The organism is Escherichia sp. WS1265, from assembly GCF_046487585.1.
Classification (GTDB): domain Bacteria; phylum Pseudomonadota; class Gammaproteobacteria; order Enterobacterales; family Enterobacteriaceae; genus Escherichia; species Escherichia coli.
The window spans coordinates 142840-163909 of the sequence record NZ_JBJQJE010000006.1 but is presented as its reverse complement, the minus strand read 5'-3'; the positions used below and the strand labels follow the sequence as shown (position 1 = coordinate 163909).

Here is a 21070-nt window from a genome sequence, read left to right as displayed (position 1 = left end):
TGATATGCTCAAACACGCTCCAGAATCATGGCGATGCCCTGACCGACACCGATGCACATGGTGCATAATGCGTAACGACCGTTACGCCGATGCAGCTCATGGCTGGCAGCCAGTACCAGGCGGGCACCACTCATTCCCAACGGATGGCCCAAGGCGATAGCGCCTCCGTTGGGGTTAACATATGGAGCATCATCAGGCAGCCCCAATTCGCGTAGTACACCCAATGCCTGGGCCGCGAACGCTTCGTTCAGTTCAATCACATCCATATCGTGAATACTCAGCCCTGCGCGTTCCAGCACCCGGCGAGTTGCAGGCACCGGACCAAGCCCCATCAGGCGCGGTTCCACCCCGGCGGTTGCCATGGCTACGATACGCGCCCGCGGTGTCAGTCCTTGCGCTGCTGCCATCTGTTCACTGGCAATAATCAACGCAGCGGCTCCGTCATTCACCCCGGAAGCATTGCCTGCGGTAATCACCCCATTGGCACGAAATGGTGCTTTTAACCCACGTAACTGTTCCAGCGTCGTTTCCGGGCGCAGATGCTCATCATGTTGTATTTCTGTTACAACACCTTTCTTATTTTTCAAGACGACCGGAACAATCTCCTCAGCCAGAATGCCTGAGAATTGCGCTTTTGCCGTACGTTGCTGACTGCGTAGCGCAAAACTATCTTGATCTTCTCGTGATATTTTTAACAGTTCAGCTACATTCTCTGCTGTTTCCGGCATGCTGTCCGTTCCAAATTGCTGAGCCATGAGCGGGTTCACAAATCGCCAGCCAATAGTGGTATCGAACATCTCTGCCTGACGAGAAAATGCACTGGCTGCCTTGCCCATAACAAACGGTGCCCGTGACATTGACTCCACGCCACCGGCGATTAGCAAATCGCCATCGCCCGCTTTAATCGCCCGTGCGGCATACCCCAGTGCGTCCAGCCCGGAACCACACAAGCGGTTAATCGTTGTGCCGGAAACACTCTGCGGCAGCCCCGCCAGTAAAGTCGCCATCCGGGCTACGTTACGGTTATCTTCTCCCGCCTGATTAGCACAGCCGAGGATCACATCATCGATACATTCCGCATCGAGACGCGGGTTTCGCACCAGCAGCTCCCGCAAAGGGATAGCAGCCAGATCGTCAGCCCGAACACCTGATAATGCCCCGCCGTAGCGACCAATTGGCGTACGAATTCCGTCACAGATAAAGGCTTCACGCATCAGGCTTCTCCTGTAATGGTGCCGCCGATGCGGTGAGATTTACCGCGAAACAGCGCAACCGTTTTTTGTTGTTGGTTAACAATTTCGATGTCGTAAACACCGGTTTGCTTGCCCTGATGACGTACCTGCGCAGTAGCAGTTAAGGTGTCTCCGGCAAAGCCTGGACGCAAAAAATCAATCGTGCAGGCAGAAGCGACGGCTGCCAGCCCCTGGCTATTGCAGGCGTAGGCAAAGGCAGTATCAGCCAGTGAAAATAGCTGCCCGCCGTGGCAACTTTGATGACCATTAAGCATTTGTGCAGTGACGGTCATGGTCACTACAGCAAAGCCTTCATCCATTGAGATAATGTCGATGCCAAGCGCTTTGGCGCAGGCATCGTTCTCATACATTGCATGGGCATTTTGCCAGGCCTTATGACTCATAACCGCTCTCCAGAAGCGCTCGTTGGCGCAGCAATGAACATGGGCGATAGCGTTCTTCGCCATAGTGATGTTGTAGATTTTCCAGGAGCCTTAATATTCGCTGCCAGCCAAGTTGCGCTCCCCAGGCAAGCGGGCCATATGGATAATTCACCCCAAGACGCATGGCGGTATCGATATCCTGTTCAGAGGCCACACCTTTTTGCAGCGCATCGAGGGCTTCATTGATGATCATTGCTACTGTTCGCCAAATCAGCATTCCTGGGTAATCTGCAATTTGCAGCACTGTTTTGCCCTGCTGTTGCAGGTAATAAATGGCTTTGCGGGTCGCTGAGTCCGGGTTCACCGCTGCAGCAGCAATGGTCACCACCTTGCCCGCCATTTTGTCGATCACTACCACCGGGCGCGCCAGTCGTGTTGCCAACGCCTGTGCCGTCTCGCCTTGTGTCTCAATCAATAAAACATCGTCAATTTCCGTGACGCCGTCACTTTTATTTTCTACTTTCATTGGGCTAAAACTGTCGCTTATCGCTTCCAGGCCAACAACTGCCTCACGTTCCGCGCGCCAGTCGTACACGCCAAGCCCACTTTTTTTGCCCAACCGTCCACCAATCACCAGTTCTTGTTGCACCAGCGAAGGTAAAAAACGACGCTCCTGCCAGAAAGCGTTAAACACCGAACAGGTGACAGCAAAATTGACGTCCTGACCAATCAGATCGGTTAATTCCAGCGGCCCCATCGGGAAACCAGCACCATCGCGAAGCGCAGCGTCAATCACTTCTGGTGAAGCAACCTGCTCTTCCAGTGCCCGCCAGGCCTCGGAATAATAAGGACGCGCAACACGGTTAACGATAAATCCAGGTGTCGAATGACAGCGCACAGGCTGCTTACCCCAACTCAACGTCAGTTCACACAACTGCTCAACAACTTCCGCCGCCGTTGCCAGCCCACTGACCACCTCCACCAACTTCATGACAGGTGCCGGGTTAAAAAAATGCAGCCCCGCAACACGTTCAGGATTTTTTACCTCCGCAGCAATCGCGGTAATAGAGATTGACGATGTGTTAGTGGTCAATAGCGTTTGTGGCGGGCAAACTTCTGCCAGTTGTGCAAAGAGCGCTTTTTTAACTTCCAGACGTTCAGACGCCGCTTCAATGACCAGCTCCGCTGCTGCCAGCGCGTGAATATCGGTCACCGGGATCAGGCGTTTCAATGTGCGTTCACAGGTTTCAGCAGTCAGTTTTCCCCGCGTCACGCGTGAATTTAGCCGCGCGTGTATCCCGTCGATTGCGCGGGTCAGCGCTTCAGCAGAAATGTCATACAGTAAAACCTGATGTCCATGACTGGCGGCAACTTCAGCAATGCCAGCCCCCATGGTGCCGCTCCCAATCACTGCCACAGTTTGCACATTTATCATCATGCTATTTCCCCGTGAACTGCGGTGAGCGTTTAGCCAGGAACGCACTGACACCTTCACGATAATCTGCGCTCCGTCCGGCAAGTCGCTGATAGTCACGTTCCAGATCCAGTTGCGTATCGAGCGTATTGGTTTCAGCGCTATTTATCGCTTGCTTGATAAGTCCAAGACCAAATGTCGGTTGTGTCGCCAGATGCCGTGCTAGCTGTTGCGCGGTATCTGCCAGCGTTTCATCATCAACAACCTGCCAGATCATCCCCCATTCGTGCGCCTGTTCAGCACTCAGTTGATTCCCCAGCAGTGCCAGCCCTAGGGCGCGCGCTCGTCCGGCAACGCGTGGCAGTAACCAGGTACCACCGCAGTCGGGTACTAAACCTAATTTACTAAACGCCATGACGAATTTTGCTGAACGGGCAGCAATAACGATGTCGCATCCCAGTGCCAGTGTTGCGCCAGCTCCTGCCGCCACGCCATTGACTGCACAGATCACCGGTTTTGGCAGTTTTGCAAGGCGACGTACCAGTGGGTTATAGAAACGCTCCACTGACATACCTAAATCCGGTGCGGGGCCTGTGGGATCAACATTACGATCGTTAAGATCCTGACCAGCACAAAATCCGCGCCCGGCACCTGTAATTAACAGGCAACGGATAGTGTCGTCGCGCTCGGCCTGTTTCAGGCTCTCTGCGAGTTGTGCGTGCATCTCATCATTAAAACTGTTCAGGCGTTCCGGGCGGTTGAGCGTTAGTGTCATCACGCCCTTTTCTACATGACTGAGGATGAATTCCATCATTAGCGTCCTTTAAAGTCGGGCGTGCGTTTTTGTAAGAAAGCGGAGATGCCTTCATGACGATCTTCTGTTGCCGCCAGCAAGGTGAATAACTGTCGCTCCTGGGCAAGTCCGGCTTGCAAAGCCACTTCCTGCGACTGGCGCAGCGCTTGCTTTGCCGCTTGTAAGGCCAGCGGCGAGTGACGTGCCATTTTCGACGCCAGCTGTAAGGCGTATTCGAGGGTTAAATCGCTGGGGAAGACGTCGCTAACCAGCCCGGCCTGCAGTGCTTGCTGGGCGGTGATGCTTTCTCCGCTCAGCACCATTTTGCTGGCTAACGATTTACCGACACTACGGATTAAACGTTGCGTTCCGCCTGCGCCCGGCATGATGCCGAGAGTGATTTCCGGCAACCCAAAACGCGCGCTCTCTCCGGCAACCACCACATCGCACAACAATGCCAGTTCGCAACCCGCACCAAGCGCGTAACCATTGACGGCTGCGATGAGTGGTTTGTTAAAGGCCTGCAATCGCGCCCATAGCTGGGGACGTGTATCGTTTAAGGTGGCCGCAAGATCTTTTTCCGCCATTTCGTTGAGATCGGCCCCGGCGGCAAAAAAGCGTGCATTACCGGTAATCACACAGACCGAAATACTGCTATCGGTAGCCGCAGCTTCCAGTTCATTTACCAGTTGCGTCAGCAGAGCATTATTCAGTGCATTACGTGCGGCGGGACGGTTAAGGGTCAGTAACAATACTTGTTGCTGACGGCTGACGATCAGTTCGCTCATGCCATCCCCTTCGCGTCAAAGTCAACCACCACATCGCTGGTCAGCGGCAGTGCCTGGCAACTCAACACATAGCCTGCGGCCAGTTCATCCGGTTCCAGACTGTAATTGGTTTCCATCGCCACTTTGCCACGCAGCACTTTGCATTTGCAGGTCGCACAGACGCCGCCTTTGCAGGCATAGGGCAGATCAGCCCCCTGGCGCAATGCCGCATCGAGAATGCTTTCATCGTCGGCATTAAGCACGATTTCCCGATCCCGCCCATCCTGACGTACAGTCACTTTTTGTCCGTCACTTTGCACGTTAACGCTACGTTTGACGCGCGTGCCAGGCGTATTAAACCGCTCCAGATGAATCGCTTTTTCTGGCATTCCCAGTGCTTTTAAGGCGGTTTCCGCGTCATCCATCATCGCCGCCGGACCACAAATAAACGCCTCATCATAAAGACGAAAATTAATGAGCGAGGCCCCAAGTGACTGTAATTTTTCACCGTCAATACGCCCGTGAAGCAGATCGCTGTCGAGAGTTTCCTGACTGAAAATGCACAACAACTGTAAACGCTGAGGATATTTGTCTTTCAGGTCTGCCAGTGCCTGGCGAAACATCATGCTCTGGCTGGTACGGTTACCGTAGATCAGGGTGAACTGACTTTCAGACTCGGTTTGTAAAGTGGTGGCGATAATCGCCAGCATTGGCGTAATACCTGATCCTGCTGCAATTGCCAGATAGCGGCCCTGACGTTCGGCCTGCGGCTGATAGCCGAAATGCCCCTGCGGCACCATGACCTCCAGCGTCATACCCTGGCGGATGTGTTCGCGGGCATAGCGGGAGAAATGTCCGCCTTCAATGGCTTTCACCGCCACACTAATTTCGCCAGGCAGGTAGCTGCGGCAAATGGAGTAACAACGGCGTAATTCTTCACCATTAAGGCTGGCTTTTAAGGTCAAATGTTGACCGGGGCGAAAGCGATACGCCTCCTGCAAAGGCTGGGGCACCGCAAAGGTAATGGTCACCGCATCACGGGTTTCCGGCTCCACTTTTGCCACCGTTAAGGAATGAAACGTTGTCATGGCATCCTCAAATACATTTGAAATAATCGAAAGGTTCGCGACAGCTATCGCAGCGATACAATGCTTTGCAGGCCGTGGAACCAAATTCACTGATAAGTGTGGTATGGACGCTGGCGCAACGCGGGCAACGTACTTCTGGCGGCAAATGGGCATGGCAACTGTGTCCGGCGGGCGGGCTAATGCCATACTGTCGCAGACGCTCACGGGCATCGGGGGTCATCCAGTCGGTGGTCCACGCCGGGTCGAGTTGCAGCACAACCTGAACGGGGGTAAACCCGTTGGTTGTCATTGCCTCACGTATCGCGCCAATCAAATGTTCCGTTGCCGGACAACCGGAATATGTCGGCGTAAAGCCGATCACCCATCCTTCTCCCATCTGTGTCACATTACGCACCATGCCTAAATCAGTAATGGTCAGCACCGGGATCTCCGGATCCGGGATCTGGCTGAGTAGCGCCCATATCTCATGCACCTGTGGCGGTGCAATGGTGGCCAGACGTTGCATACCCATCTCCTCTGTTACCATTGCTGACCGGGTAAGACACGCTGGAGATACTGCATTTCTGCCAGCATGGGTCCAAGGTGTTCGGTATGCAGTCCTTTTTTACCGCCAGTGCGATACGCCTGCTCTTGCGGTACGTTCAATGTGGCTTCGTTGAACCCAGCAAAAACTTCGGCTTCCCACGCTGCGCGTAAAGTGCGTGGGTCAACCGCAATACCCTCTTTACTCAGTGCAATATCAATCTCGTCGGCATCGAACAGTTCGGCGGTAAAACGCCACAACTTGTTGATGGCCTGCTGCATCTTTTGCCCTGATACGTCAGTCCCATTGCCCAGTCGCTCCAGCCAACCACGACTAAAACGCAGGTGATAACGCGCTTCTTTGATTGCTTTGGCAGAAATCGCCGCCAGTTGCGGATCACGGCTTTCCATCAGACGGGTAAAGAGCGCCACATGCCATGCATCGATGAAATACTGACGTGCAATGGTGTCGGCAAAATTGCCGTTTGGTTGTTCAACCAACAATAAGTTGCTGAACTGGCGCTCGTCTCGGGTGAAGGTCAGGGTATCTTCATCGCCTTCTCCCGCTAATTCAGCGGCATACGATAAGAAGTTGCGTGCCTGACCTAATAAATCGAGGCCAATGTTTGCCAGTGCGAGATCGATTTCCAGTTCCGGTGCGTGACCGCACCATTCACCCAACCGCTGGGAGAGCACCAGGCAGTTATCGCCCAGGCGCAAGGTGTAAGCCGTTAACTGATTCATTTCCGACCTCACATGTGCTCAATGCCATCAGGGATGGTGTAAAACGTTGGATGGCGATAGACCTTGCTTTCAGCCGGATCAAAAAATTCACCGCGTTCTTCCGGTTGCGAGGCAACAATTTCACTCGCCTTCACCACCCAAATTGAACATCCTTCGCTACGACGGGTATAAGCATCACGGGCATTTTCCAGTGCCATCCGCTCATCGGCAGCATGTAAACTGCCAACATGGCGGTGTGATAAGCCCTGTTTGCCACGCACGAAAACTTCGTATAACGGCCAGTAAACATTACTCATTTTGAAACTCCTTATGCGACCTTACAGGCATGTTGTTTTTGTGCATGGGCCAGCGCAGCTTCCCGTACCCAGGTACCTTCTTCCCAGGCTTTACGTTTGGCGTCGAGCCGCTCCTGATTACAAATTCCGCGACCGTTTATCACTTCGTTAAACTCCTGCCAGTCGATCTCACCAAATCGGTAGTGCCCGCTTTCAGTATCAAAATGCAGATCCGGGTCAGGAACGGTCATACCGAGCATTTCAACCTGTGGAACGGTGTTATCCACGAAACGCTGGCGGAGTTCGTCGTTGGTGAAACGTTTGATTTTCCAGGCGAGACTTCTGGCGCTGTTTGGCGAGTTATCATCGTTTGGCCCGAACATCATTAAGGCTGGCCACCAGAAACGGTTAATGGCGTCTTGCAACATCTGCTTTTGAGCTTCGCTGCCCTGCGCCAGTGCCATGCAGGCTTCAAACCCCTGACGCTGGTGAAAACTCTCTTCTTTGCAGATTTTCACCATTGCTCTGGCATACGGGCCATAAGAAGTGCGGCATAACGCCACCTGATTGACGATCGCTGCGCCATCCACCAGCCAGCCGATAACGCCGATATCAGCCCAACTCAATGTCGGATAATTAAAGATGGAGGAATATTTCATCCGTCCGTCGAGCATTTTTTGGTAGATGTCTTCTCTGGCACAGCCCAGTGTTTCGGCGGCGCTATAGAGATACAGACCATGACCGGCTTCATCCTGCACTTTGGCTAACAGAATGGCTTTACGCCGCAAGGTTGGTGCGCGAGTGATCCAGTTACCTTCAGGCAACATACCCACAATCTCGGAGTGCGCATGCTGCCCAATCTGGCGGATCAATGTCTTTCGGTAAGCATCGGGCATCCAGTCCTGCGGCTCGATAGCCGTTTCCTGGGCTATCCGTTGCTCAAAGCGTTCTTCTTGGGTCACGTCATCACCTTTACGATTCCAGTTTTCGTGATTCAATCAAAAACACGAATCACATTGTTTTATGAAAGTTACACAGTGGTTAACTAAAATCACAAATTTTGTATATTTGAACTGTGACGGATTTCGCACCCTATTTTTATAAATCATTATTTATCAGTGTATTAATGTTTTTCGCAGTTGCTATACAGATCGCACAGTTAACATTTCGTTAAAAGACCACTTGCTTTTTATGATTCGCGATTTAACTATTAGCAACAGAAATGTGAAACATCTGGAGAGTAGCGATGCAGCAGTTAGCCAGTTTCTTATCCGGTACCTGGCAGTCTGGCCGGGGCCGTAGCCGTTTGATTCACCACGCTATTAGCGGCGAGGCGTTATGGGAAGTGACCAGTGAAGGTCTTGATATGGCGGCTGCCCGCCAGTTTGCCATTGAAAAAGGTGCCCCCGCCCTCCGCGCGATGACCTTTATCGAACGTGCGGCGATGCTTAAAGCGGTCGCTAAACATCTGCTGAGTGAAAAAGAGCGTTTCTATGCTCTTTCTGCACAAACAGGCGCAACGCGGGCAGATAGTTGGGTTGATATTGAAGGCGGTATTGGGACGTTATTTACTTACGCCAGCCTCGGTGGCCGGGAGCTGCCTGACGATACGCTGTGGCCGGAAGATGAATTGATCCCCTTATCGAAAGAAGGTGGATTTGCCGCGCGCCATGTACTGACCTCGAAGTCAGGTGTGGCGGTGCATATTAACGCCTTTAACTTCCCCTGCTGGGGAATGCTGGAAAAGCTGGCACCAACGTGGCTGGGCGGAATGCCAGCCATCATAAAACCAGCTACCGCGACGGCCCAACTGACTCAGGCGATGGTGAAATCAACTGTCGATAGTGGTCTTGTTCCCGAAGGCGCAATTAGTCTGATCTGCGGTAGTGCGGGCGACCTTTTGGATCATCTGGACAGCCAGGATGTGGTGACTTTCACGGGGTCCGCGACGACCGGACAGATGCTGCGAGTTCAGCCAAATATCGTTGCCAAATCTATCCCCTTCACTATGGAAGCTGATTCCCTGAACTGCTGCGTACTGGGCGAAGATGTCACCCCAGATCAACCGGAGTTTGCGCTGTTTATTCGTGAAGTTGTGCGTGAGATGACCACAAAAGCCGGGCAAAAATGTACGGCAATCCGGCGGATTATTGTGCCGCAAGTATTGGTTAATGCTGTCAGTGACGCTCTGGTTGCGCGATTACAGAAAGTCGTGGTCGGTGATCCTGCGCAGGAAGGCGTGAAAATGGGCGCACTGGTAAATGCTGAGCAGCGTGCCGATGTGCAGGAAAAAGTGAACACATTGCTGGCTGCAGGATGCGAGATTCGCCTCGGTGGTCAGGCGGATTTATCTGCTGCGGGTGCCTTCTTCCCGCCAACCTTATTGTACTGTCCGCAGCCGGGTGAAACACCGGCGGTACATGCAACAGAAGCCTTTGGCCCTGTCGCAACGCTAATGCCAGCACAAAACCAACAACATGCTCTGCAACTGGCTTGTGCAGGCGGCGGTAGCCTTGCGGGAACGCTGGTGACGGCTGATCCGCAAATAGCGCGTCAGTTTATTGCCGACGCGGCACGTACGCATGGGCGAATTCAGATCCTCAATGAAGAATCGGCAAAAGAATCCACCGGGCATGGCTCCCCACTGCCACAACTGGTACATGGTGGGCCTGGTCGCGCAGGAGGCGGTGAAGAATTAGGTGGTTTACGGGCGGTGAAACATTACATGCAGCGAACCGCTGTTCAGGGTAGTCCGACGATGCTTGCCGCTATCAGTAAACAGTGGGTGCGTGGTGCGAAAGTCGAAGAAGATCGTATTCATCCGTTCCGCAAATATTTTGAGGAGCTGCAACCAGGCGACAGCCTGTTGACTCCCCGCCGCACAATGACAGAGGCCGATATTGTGAACTTTGCTTGCCTCAGCGGCGATCATTTCTATGCACATATGGATAAGATTGCTGCTGCCGAATCTATTTTTGGTGAGCGTGTAGTACATGGGTATTTTGTGCTTTCTGCGGCTGCGGGTCTGTTTGTCGATGCCGGAGTTGGTCCGGTCATTGCTAACTACGGGCTGGAAAACTTGCGTTTTATCGAACCCGTAAAACCAGGCGATACCATCCATGTGCGTCTCACCTGTAAGCGCAAGACGCTGAAAAAACAGCGTAGCGCAGAAGAAAAACCAACAGGTGTAGTAGAATGGTCGGTAGAGGTATTCAATCAGCATCAAACCCCGGTGGCGCTGTATTCAATTCTGACGCTGGTGGCCAGGCAGCACGGTGATTTTGTCGATTAATCGGTCAATGAAGGGCAACGGCGAATAGTTGCCCTTTTATTTCACCAAATTTTGTGACGTTGTCACATTATGCATGATGTGTATCTGTATTTTCAGGGCACTCACTGTATGAAAAGCTGGCACACCTGCCAAACAACCTGGCAGGTGCAGGCAATCCCCTTTACATCAGTACTGATAATGTGAACCTGACTAAACCGCCCACAGAGCGCGGTTGCTAACAAGAACACAACATCTGACGAGGTTAATAATGGGAAGCCCCTCTCTGTATTCTGCCCGTAAAACAGCCCTGGCGTTGGCAGTCGCCTTAAGTTTCGCCTGGCAAGCGCCGGTATTTGCCCACGGTGGTGAAGCGCATATGGTGCCAATGGATAAAACGCTTAAAGAATTTGGTGCCGATGTGCAGTGGGACGACTACGCCCAGATCTTTACCCTGATTAAAGATGGCGCGTACGTGAAAGTGAAGCCTGGTGCGCAAACAGCAATTGTTAATGGTCAGCCTCTGGCACTGCAAGTCCCGGTAGTGATGAAAGACAATAAAGCCTGGGTTTCTGACACCTTTATTAACGATGTTTTCCAGTCCGGGCTGGATCAAACCTTTCAGGTAGAAAAGCGCCCTCACCCACTTAATGCGCTAACTGCGGACGAAATTAAACAGGCCGTTGAAATTGTTAAAGCTTCCGCGGACTTCAAACCCAATACCCGTTTTACTGAGATCTCCCTGCTACCGCCAGATAAAGAGGCTGTCTGGGCGTTTGCGCTGGAAAACAAACCGGTTGACCAGCCGCGCAAAGCCGACGTCATTATGCTCGACGGCAAACATATCATCGAAGCGGTAGTGGATCTGCAAAACAACAAATTGCTCTCCTGGCAACCCATTAAAGACGCCCACGGAATGGTGTTGCTGGATGATTTCGCCAGTGTGCAGAACATTATTAACAACAGTGAAGAATTTGCCGCTGCCGTGAAGAAGCGCGGTATTACTGATACGAAGAAAGTGATTACCACGCCGCTGACCGTAGGTTATTTCGATGGTAAAGATGGCCTGAAACAAGATGCCCGGTTGCTCAAAGTCATCAGCTATCTTGATGTCGGTGATGGCAACTACTGGGCACATCCCATCGAAAACCTGGTGGCGGTCGTTGATTTAGAACAGAAAAAAATCGTTAAGATTGAAGAAGGTCCGGTAGTTCCGGTGCCAATGACCGCACGCCCATTTGATGGCCGTGACCGTGTTGCTCCGGCAGTTAAGCCTATGCAAATCATCGAGCCTGAAGGTAAAAATTACACCATTACTGGCGATATGATTCACTGGCGTAACTGGGATTTTCACCTCAGCATGAATTCTCGCGTCGGGCCGATGATCTCCACCGTGACTTATAACGACAATGGCACCAAACGCAAAGTCATGTACGAAGGTTCTCTCGGCGGCATGATTGTACCTTACGGTGATCCTGATATTGGCTGGTACTTTAAAGCGTATCTGGACTCTGGTGACTACGGTATGGGCACGCTAACCTCGCCAATTGCCCGTGGTAAAGATGCACCGTCTAACGCAGTGCTCCTTAATGAAACCATTGCCGACTACACTGGCGTGCCGATGGAGATCCCTCGCGCTATCGCGGTATTTGAACGTTATGCCGGGCCTGAGTATAAGCATCAGGAAATGGGCCAGCCCAACGTCAGTACCGAACGCCGGGAGTTGGTGGTGCGCTGGATCAGTACAGTGGGTAACTATGACTACATTTTTGACTGGATCTTCCATGAAAACGGCACTATTGGCATTGATGCCGGTGCTACGGGCATCGAAGCGGTGAAAGGTGTTAAAGCGAAAACCATGCACGATGAGACGGCGAAAGATGACACGCGCTACGGCACGCTTATCGATCACAATATCGTGGGTACTACACACCAGCATATTTATAATTTCCGCCTCGATCTGGATGTAGATGGCGAGAATAACAGCCTGGTGGCGATGGACCCGGTGGTAAAACCGAATACTGCCGGTGGCCCACGCACCAGTACCATGCAAGTTAATCAGTACAACATCGGCAATGAACAGGATGCCGCGCAGAAGTTTGATCCGGGCACGATTCGTCTGTTGAGTAACCCGAACAAAGAGAACCGCATGGGCAATCCAGTTTCCTATCAAATTATTCCTTATGCAGGTGGTACTCACCCGGTAGCAAAAGGTGCCCAGTTCGCCCCGGACGAGTGGATCTATCATCGTTTAAGCTTTATGGACAAGCAGCTTTGGGTAACGCGTTATCACCCTGGCGAGCGTTTCCCGGAAGGCAAATATCCGAACCGTTCCTCTCATGACACCGGTCTTGGACAATACAGTAAGGATAACGAGTCGCTGGACAACACCGACGCCGTTATCTGGATGACTACCGGCACCACACATGTGGCCCGTGCCGAAGAGTGGCCGATTATGCCGACCGAATGGGTACATACTCTGCTTAAACCATGGAACTTCTTTGACGAAACGCCAACGCTAGGGGCGATAAAGAAAGATAAGTGATTGTTTCAGACTAAAAAAACGGCACCTGGTGCCGTTTTTTACTTATGCGCGAACCAGATTAATACCGTACACACACCGACTTGGTTTCACACCAACCGTCCAGCCAGTCCGGGCCAAAATCACGGCCTGTTCCTGACTGCTTCATCCCACCAAACGGTAAGTTAGCGTCAATTAAGGTATGACTGTTTACCCACACCGTACCTGCCTGTAAGCGATCGCTATATTCCAGAGCCTGGGAGAGATTTTGCGTCCAGACGCTGGCAGTTAAGCCATATTCCGTGTCGTTTGCCAGTTGTAACGCCTCTTCTCCATCCGCTACACGCACCAGGTTAACCACCGGACCAAACACCTCTTCACGAGTTAAGCGCAATTTAGCATCGGGATTTACCACCAGCGTTGGCGCAACATAATATCCCTCTCCGGCAGGTCCACTCGCCCCGCGAATCAGCTCTGCTTGCTGTGCCTGCGCATCGTCAAGGAATGAACGCACTTTGTCGCAATGCGCACGAGAAACCAAAGGGTTAATCTGTGCAACAGGTGACATCCCCGGTCCCACTTGCAACGATTTTACCGCCTGCTCAAATCCACTAACCAGCGTGTCAAACAACGGCGCTTCAATATAAATTCGCGAACTGGCGGCGCATACTTGCCCCTGATTCAGGAAACTTCCGGTCATCAAGCCTTCAATAACCCATTGCGGATCAGCATCTTTTAATACAATTGCCGGGTTTTTACCGCCCAGTTCCAGCGTTACACGCGTCAAGCGATCAGCAGCAGTTCTGGCAATACCTTTGCCCGTCGCGGTTGAACCGGTAAAACTGATTTTCGCAACATGAGGATGTGACGTCAGGGCCGCGCCGCATACAGAACCTGACCCGGTGACCACATTAAAAACGCCATCAGGAATACCTGCCTCGCTGGCCAGTTCCGCCACGCGCAACATAGTCAGTGGCGTGGTTTCCGATGGCTTAATCACGATTGAACAGCCTGCTGCCAGTGCTGGCATCACCTTCCACATGCCAATCATCAACGGAAAGTTCCATGGTACAATTCCCGCTACCACGCCAACCGGCTCTTTACGCGTCCAGGCCTGATAACGCGCCCCCTGGGGTAAGGGAATCGACAAGTCCAGCGTTTTACCCGCGATTTTGGTCGTTAACCCGGCGGTATAACGCATCCAGTTCAGCGTACAGCCCACTTCAAAAGCACGGGAAATGGCAATTGACTTGCCTTGCTCCAGGGTTTCCAGTTGCGCCAGCTCCTCACTGTGCTGCTCCACCAGATCAGCAAAACGTAGCAGAATACGTTCACGCTCTGCGGGTAATCGTCCGGCCCAACGACGCGAGACAAAGGCCCGCCAGGCAGACATGACTGCGTTATCTACATCCGCTTCGTTGGCATCAGCAGTAGACGCAATTTCTTGCCCGGTGGCCGGATCAAAGATCGCCAACCGTTTTTCACTTTGTGCGGGGCCAGGACGACCATCAATATAAAGACCGTGTTGACGATCGAGAAACTGTTGGACCTGGCTTAATACTGCTACATGCGGCTCTGTCATCACTTTTCCTTATTATTTACCCAGTGTGATTTCAGTGTACGCAGCGACAAGAAAAGTCACTTTTTTCGCTGTGACATTCGCTTTGTCAGCTGTGACAAGCTCCGCAAATCGTGACAATAACCGCTTATGTCTCTATGCCTGACAAGACTTATTTCCTATAGTCAGGTTCATTAGCTTCGTTTATTGCAACACAAATGCAACAATAAAAATACATTTCACAGAGCGAAAACGTGCCATGACCCCCGCAGTGGATAATGAGTTTCAGCAATGGCTTTCCCAAATCAATCAGGTATGCGGAAATTTTACCGGACGCCTGCTGACTGAGCGTTACACGGGTGTACTGGACACGCATTTTGCCAAAGGACTAAAGCTGAGTACCGTGACAACCAGCGGGGTGAATTTATCCCGCACCTGGCAGGAAGTAAAAGGCAGCGACGATGCCTGGTTTTACACCGTTTTTCAGCTTAGTGGTCAGGCAATAATGGAGCAGGATGAGCGTCAGGTGCAGATTGGCGCTGGCGATATTACGTTACTCGATGCCTCACGCCCCTGTTCGCTTTACTGGCAGGAGTCTTCTAAACAGATTTCATTACTTTTGCCACGCACTCTGCTGGAACAATATTTTCCCCATCAAAAACCTGTCTGCGCAGAAAGACTGGACGCTGACTTACCCATGGTGCAACTCAGTCATCGCCTGTTACAGGAGAGCATGAATAATCCGGCACTTTCTGAAACAGAAAGTGAAGCTGCGCTACAGGCGATGGTGTGTCTGCTTCGCCCAGTACTTCATCAGCGGGAATCTGTCCAACCTCGCCGTGAACGTCAGTTTCAAAAAGTGGTTACGTTGATAGACGATAATATTCGCGAAGAGATATTACGCCCGGAGTGGATAGCCGGAGAGACAGGTATGTCAGTACGTAGTTTGTACCGAATGTTTGCCGATAAAGGTTTGGTAGTCGCGCAATATATTCGTAACCGTCGTCTCGATTTTTGTGCAGATGCGATTCGCCATGCCGCAGATGATGAAAAACTGGCAGGCATCGGCTTTCATTGGGGATTTTCTGACCAGAGTCATTTTTCAACGGTATTTAAGCAACGCTTTGGGATGACGCCAGGCGAGTATCGACGTAAATTCCGCTAACTAATTGGCGTTGTGTGTACTGCAACGCCAATTAGTTAAAACAGATATTTGACTACGCATATTTCAGGGCGAAAGGCAATTTGACAGGAGCTTTTGAATATTCACCTTGTTTCAGGAAAATAGATCAATCGTTTTCTCCTGTAGCGTTATCCCGATAGTGCGGTTTTGCTATTAAAATTTTCGCACCCATTTACCGTTTATCCCTTGTACATATTCCCCCGGTTTGGCCCGAGCTACGAGCTTTTGCCCGGCGAGTTTCGCGATATCATCTACCGACACATTATTTTGCTTTGCCAGTTGTTGGTAACTCGCTTTACGTTCAGCATTAATGTCGGTTACTAATTTCTCTGTTTCAGCATCCGTTTTCAGCGCAACCAGATAACCATAAAATGTTTCACCTACCCGCCCCTGAGTTCTGGCTTCATCCAGAGTCAATGCCATTACATTGCTGCTTACCAGCCCAACAAGAAACGCACAAAGAAGTAATGTTTTCTTCATCATCGCCTCAGAAAAGATCGCTACGAGTTTCAAGCAGCTCTTCGACATCTTTGTCTGCCTTGATGATGATCTCATGCTCAATTTTAACGTTCATATTGATAGTGATCGGTTCCTTAGGTGCAGCGACTTCAATGCGAGGCGTACAGCCAACCAGCATAAAAGATGACGTCAACGCAGCCAGTAAAATTTTCATTGTTTTTCCTCACACTCTTTTCCTTGCGGACAGTCATTTCCCGGCAGACGCGCGTTCTGCTCCAACCATGCCTGGAGATTATCGCCAAAGCGTAAACTGCGCCACAGCGTAAAAATATTCTCTTCATGATGGTAATTAAGGTTTACCGTACCGCTTTTACCATCAACGCGACTGGTACCTGTAATGTTGGCCTGCATGGTTAATAAACCGAGATTATCTAAATTAATATTTGTCGATGAACGGCTAATTTCCATATAGCGCAACCAGTTAATTGCTGAACCCGCAGTCATATTGTCTTTCACCACCGCATCTGCGGTGTCTTTATCCAGCCGCAAGGTCATTGGCCCGCTATTTGCCAGCCAACCATCTTTCACTATCCATTTTTCGTTGTTTAGCCATAACGGCAATGCACCACTAAATGCCCCGGACATGGCGAATTGTTTCGGATTGACGGCGCTAACCAGTTCGCTGGATGAGAGATTATTCAGCCGCAACAGCGCCGGATCATGTTGCGGCATACGTAATTGTTTCATCAGCACGTTACCGCCTAACACATCGACGCTAACATCAGTCAACAGCAATGGTTCTTCTTCTGTCCACGGATAGCGCCCTTGCAAATCAGCCGTAATATTTTTCGCTGTCACCAGATTAATCACTTCGGCAATTCGCAACGTAACGGGGCCGCGAGTCCCCAGATGCCAGGCTCCATCGGCAAAACGGAAAGGCAGGACAAAATCGACACCGTTAACCTGATTATCTGGCATCCAGGCACTACCGCCTTTCAACACACCGTGCCCTCCCGCGCGGAATCCTTGTTCAGGCGCAGCAGAAAATGCGACCTGGGCATATAGTTCGCCATCGCGTAAGTTCATCTTCCAGTCGGGTGGCACCAGCGGCTGGAATACGGTCAGTGATTGTTTAGGCCACCAGGCGTTACCGCGCAGACGAATACCGTCCCAGCGACCATTTACCCGAACCGGGCCAATCTCACCAGCATGTAAATCGCCTTTAAAGAGGAAATACGTCGGATCGCGCCCATCGACGCTAAATTTTAAGGTTGATGGCGGTAACACACTGCCGCCAGTGAACAGTGTTTGCCCGGCGTCCAGTGACAGCGCGCCGCTAAAGGAGGGATGCTGTGCGTCACGTACCCAGACGACGGGCTTGTCGAGAATTAGTCGCGGCGTTTCTACCGTCATCGTACCGTATTGTAACTGGTCGAAACCGGTGGAGAGATCGGTCAGCGTAATCGTGCTGTCATGCCACTCACCCTTTCCTGCGACATCCCAGGTGGCATTCATCGGTGTAAAACTGCCTTTTCCCCAGTAGCGCCACTGCCAGCGGCCAGCGTCAGGGAGAAAATCATTCGCCAGCCCATCCATATGCAGCACGAAATCGCCCAGTTCATTTTCATGCGCCTGCAAAATGGCCTGCAAACGTCCGTCAACACCACGTTGGGTGACTTTTACACCCGCTAAAGGCCAGCGGATTTCATCGATGTCCAGCGAATCGATGACTCTTCCCTTCGAACGTAATAACGCGCCTGGCTCAAAGGCCAGCGTTGGGTCAGTCAGACTTCCGCTTAGCTGCGCAGGTAAGCGGGCATATAAAATGAGATCCGCCTGTTTCGCTTCACCGGTCAGCTGCAAAGGCAGCTGGCTGTTATCCATGCTTAATTTTCCTGGGCCAAAATTAAGCACCGCGTTGCCCTTACCCGCTTGCCCCTGGGTCAGCACACTCAGTCGTCCGCTGACCAGAGCGTTCTCGAGCCCTGCCTGCCAGTTGTCGACTTTGACACCCAGTCGGCCACTCAAAGGAAAACCTGCATACGGCCAGCTCCAGCGACCATCGCTTACGGTCAATTGTTGACGAGTAATTTGCCACGGCAAATCGAGCAACGGATCGCCGTTATCCCGTGCCAGCACAATCAATTGCCCGCTATTTTCCTGCCAGTCCAGCTCGGCATCCACCAGTGACGGTTCCTGCGGCAAGTTTAACGTCGCAGTAGCATGGCCACTTACAGGAAGTCCATCCGGCACTAGCGGCATAGTAAATTCCCCCACCAGTTTTACCGGCGGCTGATTTTCAAACGCGGCGACATCCAGTTCGCTGACTGTAAGTTGTTGCCCTTTAAGCTGGCCTTGAAATTTAACTTTTTCGCCCTGATAACGCAGTTGCTGGATATCAGAGGTTAACGCGAGAGAGAGTTTTCCCTGCCACTCCTGCCAGGGAGAAAAAATCAGTTTATCGATATTGATCCAGGTGTTAGGCAACATGGCCTGCCACTGCGCGAGGGTTTTTGGAGCGGCAGGCGATTGCTCCGTCTGCGGCAATTTCGCCAGACAAGCAGAATCAAGTTCTACCGTGCCGACGTTCAATAACCAGCGGCTCGGATGTGAAAGGCTGGCGTTGGTGATATGCGCAAGCTGACAATCTCCCACCAGATAACGGAGATCGGGAATGATTAAACCTTTACGCGTAATGCGTGGGCTTTCATCTAATGCAATACGTGTCCCGAGCGGTAGCCAGATGCCCGCCAGCGTGGGAACCCACAAGCCGAGCGTCATCAGCAGCGTCAACGGCACAAGAATAATCAGTAATAACAGCGCGAGAACGGCTTTATATTTACCCAGCATGGGTAGTTAATATCCTGATTTAGCGAAAAATTAAGCATTCAATACGGGTATTGTGGCATGTTTAACCGTTCAGTTGAAGGTTGCGCCTACACTAAGCATAGTTGTTGATGAATTTTTCAATATCGCCATGGCTTTCAATTATATTTGAAATTTTGTAAAATATTTTTAGTAGCTTAAATGTGATTCAACATCACTGGAGAAAGTCTTATGAAACTCGCCGTTTATAGCACAAAACAGTACGACAAGAAGTACCTGCAACAGGTGAACGAGTCCTTTGGCTTTGAGCTGGAATTTTTTGACTTTCTGCTGACGGAAAAAACCGCTAAAACTGCCAATGGCTGCGAAGCGGTATGTATTTTCGTAAACGATGACGGCAGCCGCCCGGTGCTGGAAGAGCTGAAAAAGCACGGCGTTAAATATATCGCCCTGCGCTGTGCCGGTTTCAATAACGTCGACCTTGACGCGGCAAAAGAACTGGGGCTGAAAGTAGTCCGTGTTCCAGCCTATGATCCAGAAGCCGTTGCTGAACACGCCATCGGTATGATGATGACGCTGAACCGCCGTATTCATCGCGCGTATCAGCGTACTCGTGACGCCAACTTCTCTCTGGAAGGTCTGACCGGCTTTACTATGTATGGCAAAACGGCAGGCGTTATCGGTACCGGTAAAATCGGTGTGGCGATGCTGCGCATTCTGAAAGGTTTTGGTATGCGTCTGCTGGCGTTCGATCCGTATCCAAGTGCGGCGGCACTGGAACTCGGTGTGGAGTATGTCGATCTGCCAACCCTGTTCTCTGAATCAGACGTTATCTCTCTGCACTGCCCGCTGACACCGGAAAACTACCATCTGTTGAACGAAGCCGCCTTCGATCAGATGAAAAATGGCGTGATGATCGTCAATACCAGTCGCGGTGCATTGATTGATTCTCAGGCGGCAATTGAAGCGCTGAAAAATCAGAAAATTGGTTCGTTGGGTATGGACGTGTATGAGAACGAACGCGATCTATTCTTTGAAGATAAATCCAACGACGTGATCCAGGATGACGTATTCCGTCGCCTGTCAGCCTGCCACAACGTGCTGTTTACCGGGCACCAGGCATTCCTGACAGCAGAAGCTCTGACCAGTATTTCTCAGACTACGCTGCAAAACTTAAGCAATCTGGAAAAAGGTGAAACCTGCCCGAACGAACTGGTTTAATCTTGCCGCTCCCCTGCAATCCAGGGGAGCTGATTCAGATAATCCCCAATGACCTTTCATTCTCTATTCTTAAAATAGTCCTGAGTCAGAAACTGTAATTGAGAACCACAATGAAGAAAGTAGCCGCGTTTGTTGCGCTAAGCCTGCTGATGGCGGGATGTGTAAGTAATGACAAAATTGCTGTAACCCCAGAACAGCTACAGCATCATCGCTTTGTGCTGGAAAGCGTAAACGGTAAGCCCGTGACCAGCGATAAAAATCCGCCAGAAATCAGCTTTGGTGAAAAGATGATGATTTCCGGCAGCATGTGTAACCGCTTTAGCGGTGAAGGCAAACTGTCTAATGGTGAACTGACAGCCAAAGGGCTGGCAATGACCCGTATGATGTGCGCTAACCCGCAGCTTAATGAACTCGATAACACCATTAGCGAAATGCTGAAAGAAGGTGCACAAGTGGATCTGACCGCGAACCAGTTAACGCTGGCGACCGCGAAACAGACATTAACTTATAAGCTGGCGGATTTAATGAATTAATAGCTGCCACAGCTCCCGGCGGCAAGTGACTGTTCGCTACAGCGTTTGCCGTTGGGTAATGCACACATCCCAATCGCCGTACCATCCAGTTGACGGGCAACAGAAAGCGAACCGCCGATCATTGCACAATTTGCTTCTCCACTACTGGACATCGACGCTTTTAAACCTGGCGCTACGTGCGCCGCAGTCGCCTGCTGAACAGGTTCACTACTACACGCCGACAACAATAAAGCGGCACACCCTACCCAAAACGCTGCTCGCATCTTTTCTTCCTCTGATCTTC

20 protein-coding genes are annotated in these 21070 nt (G+C 51.4%); 5 read left to right on the top strand and 15 right to left on the bottom strand.

Annotation, left to right across the window (positions count from 1 at the left end; all coding sequences use genetic code 11):
* Positions 1-8 precede the first annotated feature (8 nt).
* From paaJ to paaA, 10 genes are read right to left on the bottom strand one after another with little or no spacing between them, the layout of a single operon-like run.
* Positions 9-1214 (bottom strand): bifunctional 3-oxoadipyl-CoA/3-oxo-5,6-dehydrosuberyl-CoA thiolase, encoded by a 1206-nt coding sequence (paaJ, locus tag ACJHX3_RS08470; protein WP_001206195.1) that lies wholly within the window; start codon positions 1212-1214, stop codon positions 9-11.
* On the bottom strand, positions 1214-1636 hold the full coding sequence (gene paaI, locus ACJHX3_RS08465) for a hydroxyphenylacetyl-CoA thioesterase PaaI (protein ID WP_000018413.1): 423 nt from the start codon (positions 1634-1636) through the stop codon (positions 1214-1216). The genes paaJ and paaI overlap by 1 nt, the downstream gene beginning before the upstream one ends.
* The gene (gene paaH / locus ACJHX3_RS08460) at positions 1626-3053 is read right to left on the bottom strand and encodes a 3-hydroxyacyl-CoA dehydrogenase PaaH (RefSeq protein WP_042097650.1); all 1428 of its coding nucleotides are present in this window, start codon (positions 3051-3053) and stop codon (positions 1626-1628) included. The genes paaI and paaH overlap by 11 nt, the downstream gene beginning before the upstream one ends.
* Position 3054: 1 nt before the next feature.
* Positions 3055-3843, bottom strand: coding sequence for a 2-(1,2-epoxy-1,2-dihydrophenyl)acetyl-CoA isomerase PaaG (gene paaG, locus ACJHX3_RS08455; protein WP_000969786.1), 789 nt, complete (start codon positions 3841-3843; stop codon positions 3055-3057).
* A complete protein-coding gene (gene paaF / locus ACJHX3_RS08450) occupies positions 3843-4610 on the bottom strand; it encodes a 2,3-dehydroadipyl-CoA hydratase PaaF (protein WP_001292344.1) in 768 nt (255 codons plus the stop codon). Before paaF ends, paaG begins: the two co-directional genes overlap by 1 nt.
* Positions 4607-5677: a 1,2-phenylacetyl-CoA epoxidase subunit PaaE gene (paaE, locus tag ACJHX3_RS08445; protein ID WP_000206379.1), complete on the bottom strand. Its 1071-nt coding sequence runs from the start codon at positions 5675-5677 to the stop codon at positions 4607-4609. The genes paaF and paaE overlap by 4 nt, the downstream gene beginning before the upstream one ends.
* A gap of 7 nt (positions 5678-5684) precedes the next feature.
* On the bottom strand, positions 5685-6182 hold the full coding sequence (gene paaD, locus ACJHX3_RS08440; RefSeq protein WP_001189203.1) for a 1,2-phenylacetyl-CoA epoxidase subunit PaaD: 498 nt from the start codon (positions 6180-6182) through the stop codon (positions 5685-5687).
* Between the two features lie 14 nt (positions 6183-6196).
* Complete coding sequence (gene paaC, locus ACJHX3_RS08435) at positions 6197-6943, bottom strand: 1,2-phenylacetyl-CoA epoxidase subunit PaaC (RefSeq protein ID WP_094308124.1); 747 nt, start codon at positions 6941-6943, stop codon at positions 6197-6199.
* Positions 6944-6951: 8 nt separating this feature from the next.
* Positions 6952-7239 carry a 1,2-phenylacetyl-CoA epoxidase subunit PaaB gene (gene paaB / locus ACJHX3_RS08430; protein WP_000073393.1) on the bottom strand — a complete coding sequence of 96 codons (288 nt, stop codon included), beginning with the start codon at positions 7237-7239 and terminating at the stop codon, positions 6952-6954.
* A gap of 11 nt (positions 7240-7250) precedes the next feature.
* Positions 7251-8180: a 1,2-phenylacetyl-CoA epoxidase subunit PaaA gene (paaA, locus tag ACJHX3_RS08425; protein WP_000191071.1), complete on the bottom strand. Its 930-nt coding sequence runs from the start codon at positions 8178-8180 to the stop codon at positions 7251-7253.
* 284 nt (positions 8181-8464) lie between these two features.
* Here paaA and paaZ point away from each other — a divergent pair, with 284 nt between their 5' ends.
* Both paaZ and tynA read left to right on the top strand, forming a co-directional pair.
* Complete coding sequence (paaZ, locus tag ACJHX3_RS08420; protein WP_094308123.1) at positions 8465-10510, top strand: phenylacetic acid degradation bifunctional protein PaaZ; 2046 nt, start codon at positions 8465-8467, stop codon at positions 10508-10510.
* A 247-nt stretch (positions 10511-10757) separates the two neighbouring features.
* On the top strand, positions 10758-13031 hold the full coding sequence (tynA, locus tag ACJHX3_RS08415; protein WP_000535436.1) for a primary-amine oxidase: 2274 nt from the start codon (positions 10758-10760) through the stop codon (positions 13029-13031).
* 58 nt (positions 13032-13089) lie between these two features.
* Here the strand turns inward: tynA and feaB are convergent, their stop codons facing one another.
* The gene (feaB, locus tag ACJHX3_RS08410) at positions 13090-14589 is read right to left on the bottom strand and encodes a phenylacetaldehyde dehydrogenase (RefSeq protein ID WP_000138629.1); all 1500 of its coding nucleotides are present in this window, start codon (positions 14587-14589) and stop codon (positions 13090-13092) included.
* 235 nt (positions 14590-14824) lie between these two features.
* On the opposite strand from feaB, the gene feaR reads away from it, so the two are divergent.
* A complete protein-coding gene (gene feaR, locus ACJHX3_RS08405) occupies positions 14825-15730 on the top strand; it encodes a transcriptional regulator FeaR (RefSeq protein WP_094321748.1) in 906 nt (301 codons plus the stop codon).
* A gap of 171 nt (positions 15731-15901) precedes the next feature.
* Here feaR and ACJHX3_RS08400 read toward each other — a convergent pair whose 3' ends face one another.
* The 3 genes from ACJHX3_RS08400 to ACJHX3_RS08390 are packed head-to-tail and all read right to left on the bottom strand — an operon-like array spanning position 15902 to position 19057.
* Positions 15902-16231: a YdbL family protein gene (locus ACJHX3_RS08400; protein ID WP_001325798.1), complete on the bottom strand. Its 330-nt coding sequence runs from the start codon at positions 16229-16231 to the stop codon at positions 15902-15904.
* A 4-nt stretch (positions 16232-16235) separates the two neighbouring features.
* The gene (locus ACJHX3_RS08395) at positions 16236-16421 is read right to left on the bottom strand and encodes a YnbE family lipoprotein (protein WP_000698145.1); all 186 of its coding nucleotides are present in this window, start codon (positions 16419-16421) and stop codon (positions 16236-16238) included.
* Positions 16418-19057: a YdbH family protein gene (locus tag ACJHX3_RS08390; RefSeq protein WP_000900937.1), complete on the bottom strand. Its 2640-nt coding sequence runs from the start codon at positions 19055-19057 to the stop codon at positions 16418-16420. Before ACJHX3_RS08390 ends, ACJHX3_RS08395 begins: the two co-directional genes overlap by 4 nt.
* Positions 19058-19264: 207 nt before the next feature.
* Here ACJHX3_RS08390 and ldhA point away from each other — a divergent pair, with 207 nt between their 5' ends.
* On the top strand, positions 19265-20254 hold the full coding sequence (gene ldhA / locus ACJHX3_RS08385; RefSeq protein WP_000762229.1) for a D-lactate dehydrogenase: 990 nt from the start codon (positions 19265-19267) through the stop codon (positions 20252-20254).
* A 110-nt stretch (positions 20255-20364) separates the two neighbouring features.
* The gene (hslJ, locus tag ACJHX3_RS08380) at positions 20365-20787 is read left to right on the top strand and encodes a heat shock protein HslJ (protein WP_001298828.1); all 423 of its coding nucleotides are present in this window, start codon (positions 20365-20367) and stop codon (positions 20785-20787) included.
* Here the strand turns inward: hslJ and ACJHX3_RS08375 are convergent.
* Positions 20784-21050, bottom strand: a complete 267-nt coding sequence (locus ACJHX3_RS08375) for a DUF333 domain-containing protein (RefSeq protein WP_001295715.1) — start codon at positions 21048-21050, stop codon at positions 20784-20786. The two genes, hslJ and ACJHX3_RS08375, sit on opposite strands and share 4 nt — an antisense overlap.
* Positions 21051-21070: the final 20 nt, after the last annotated feature.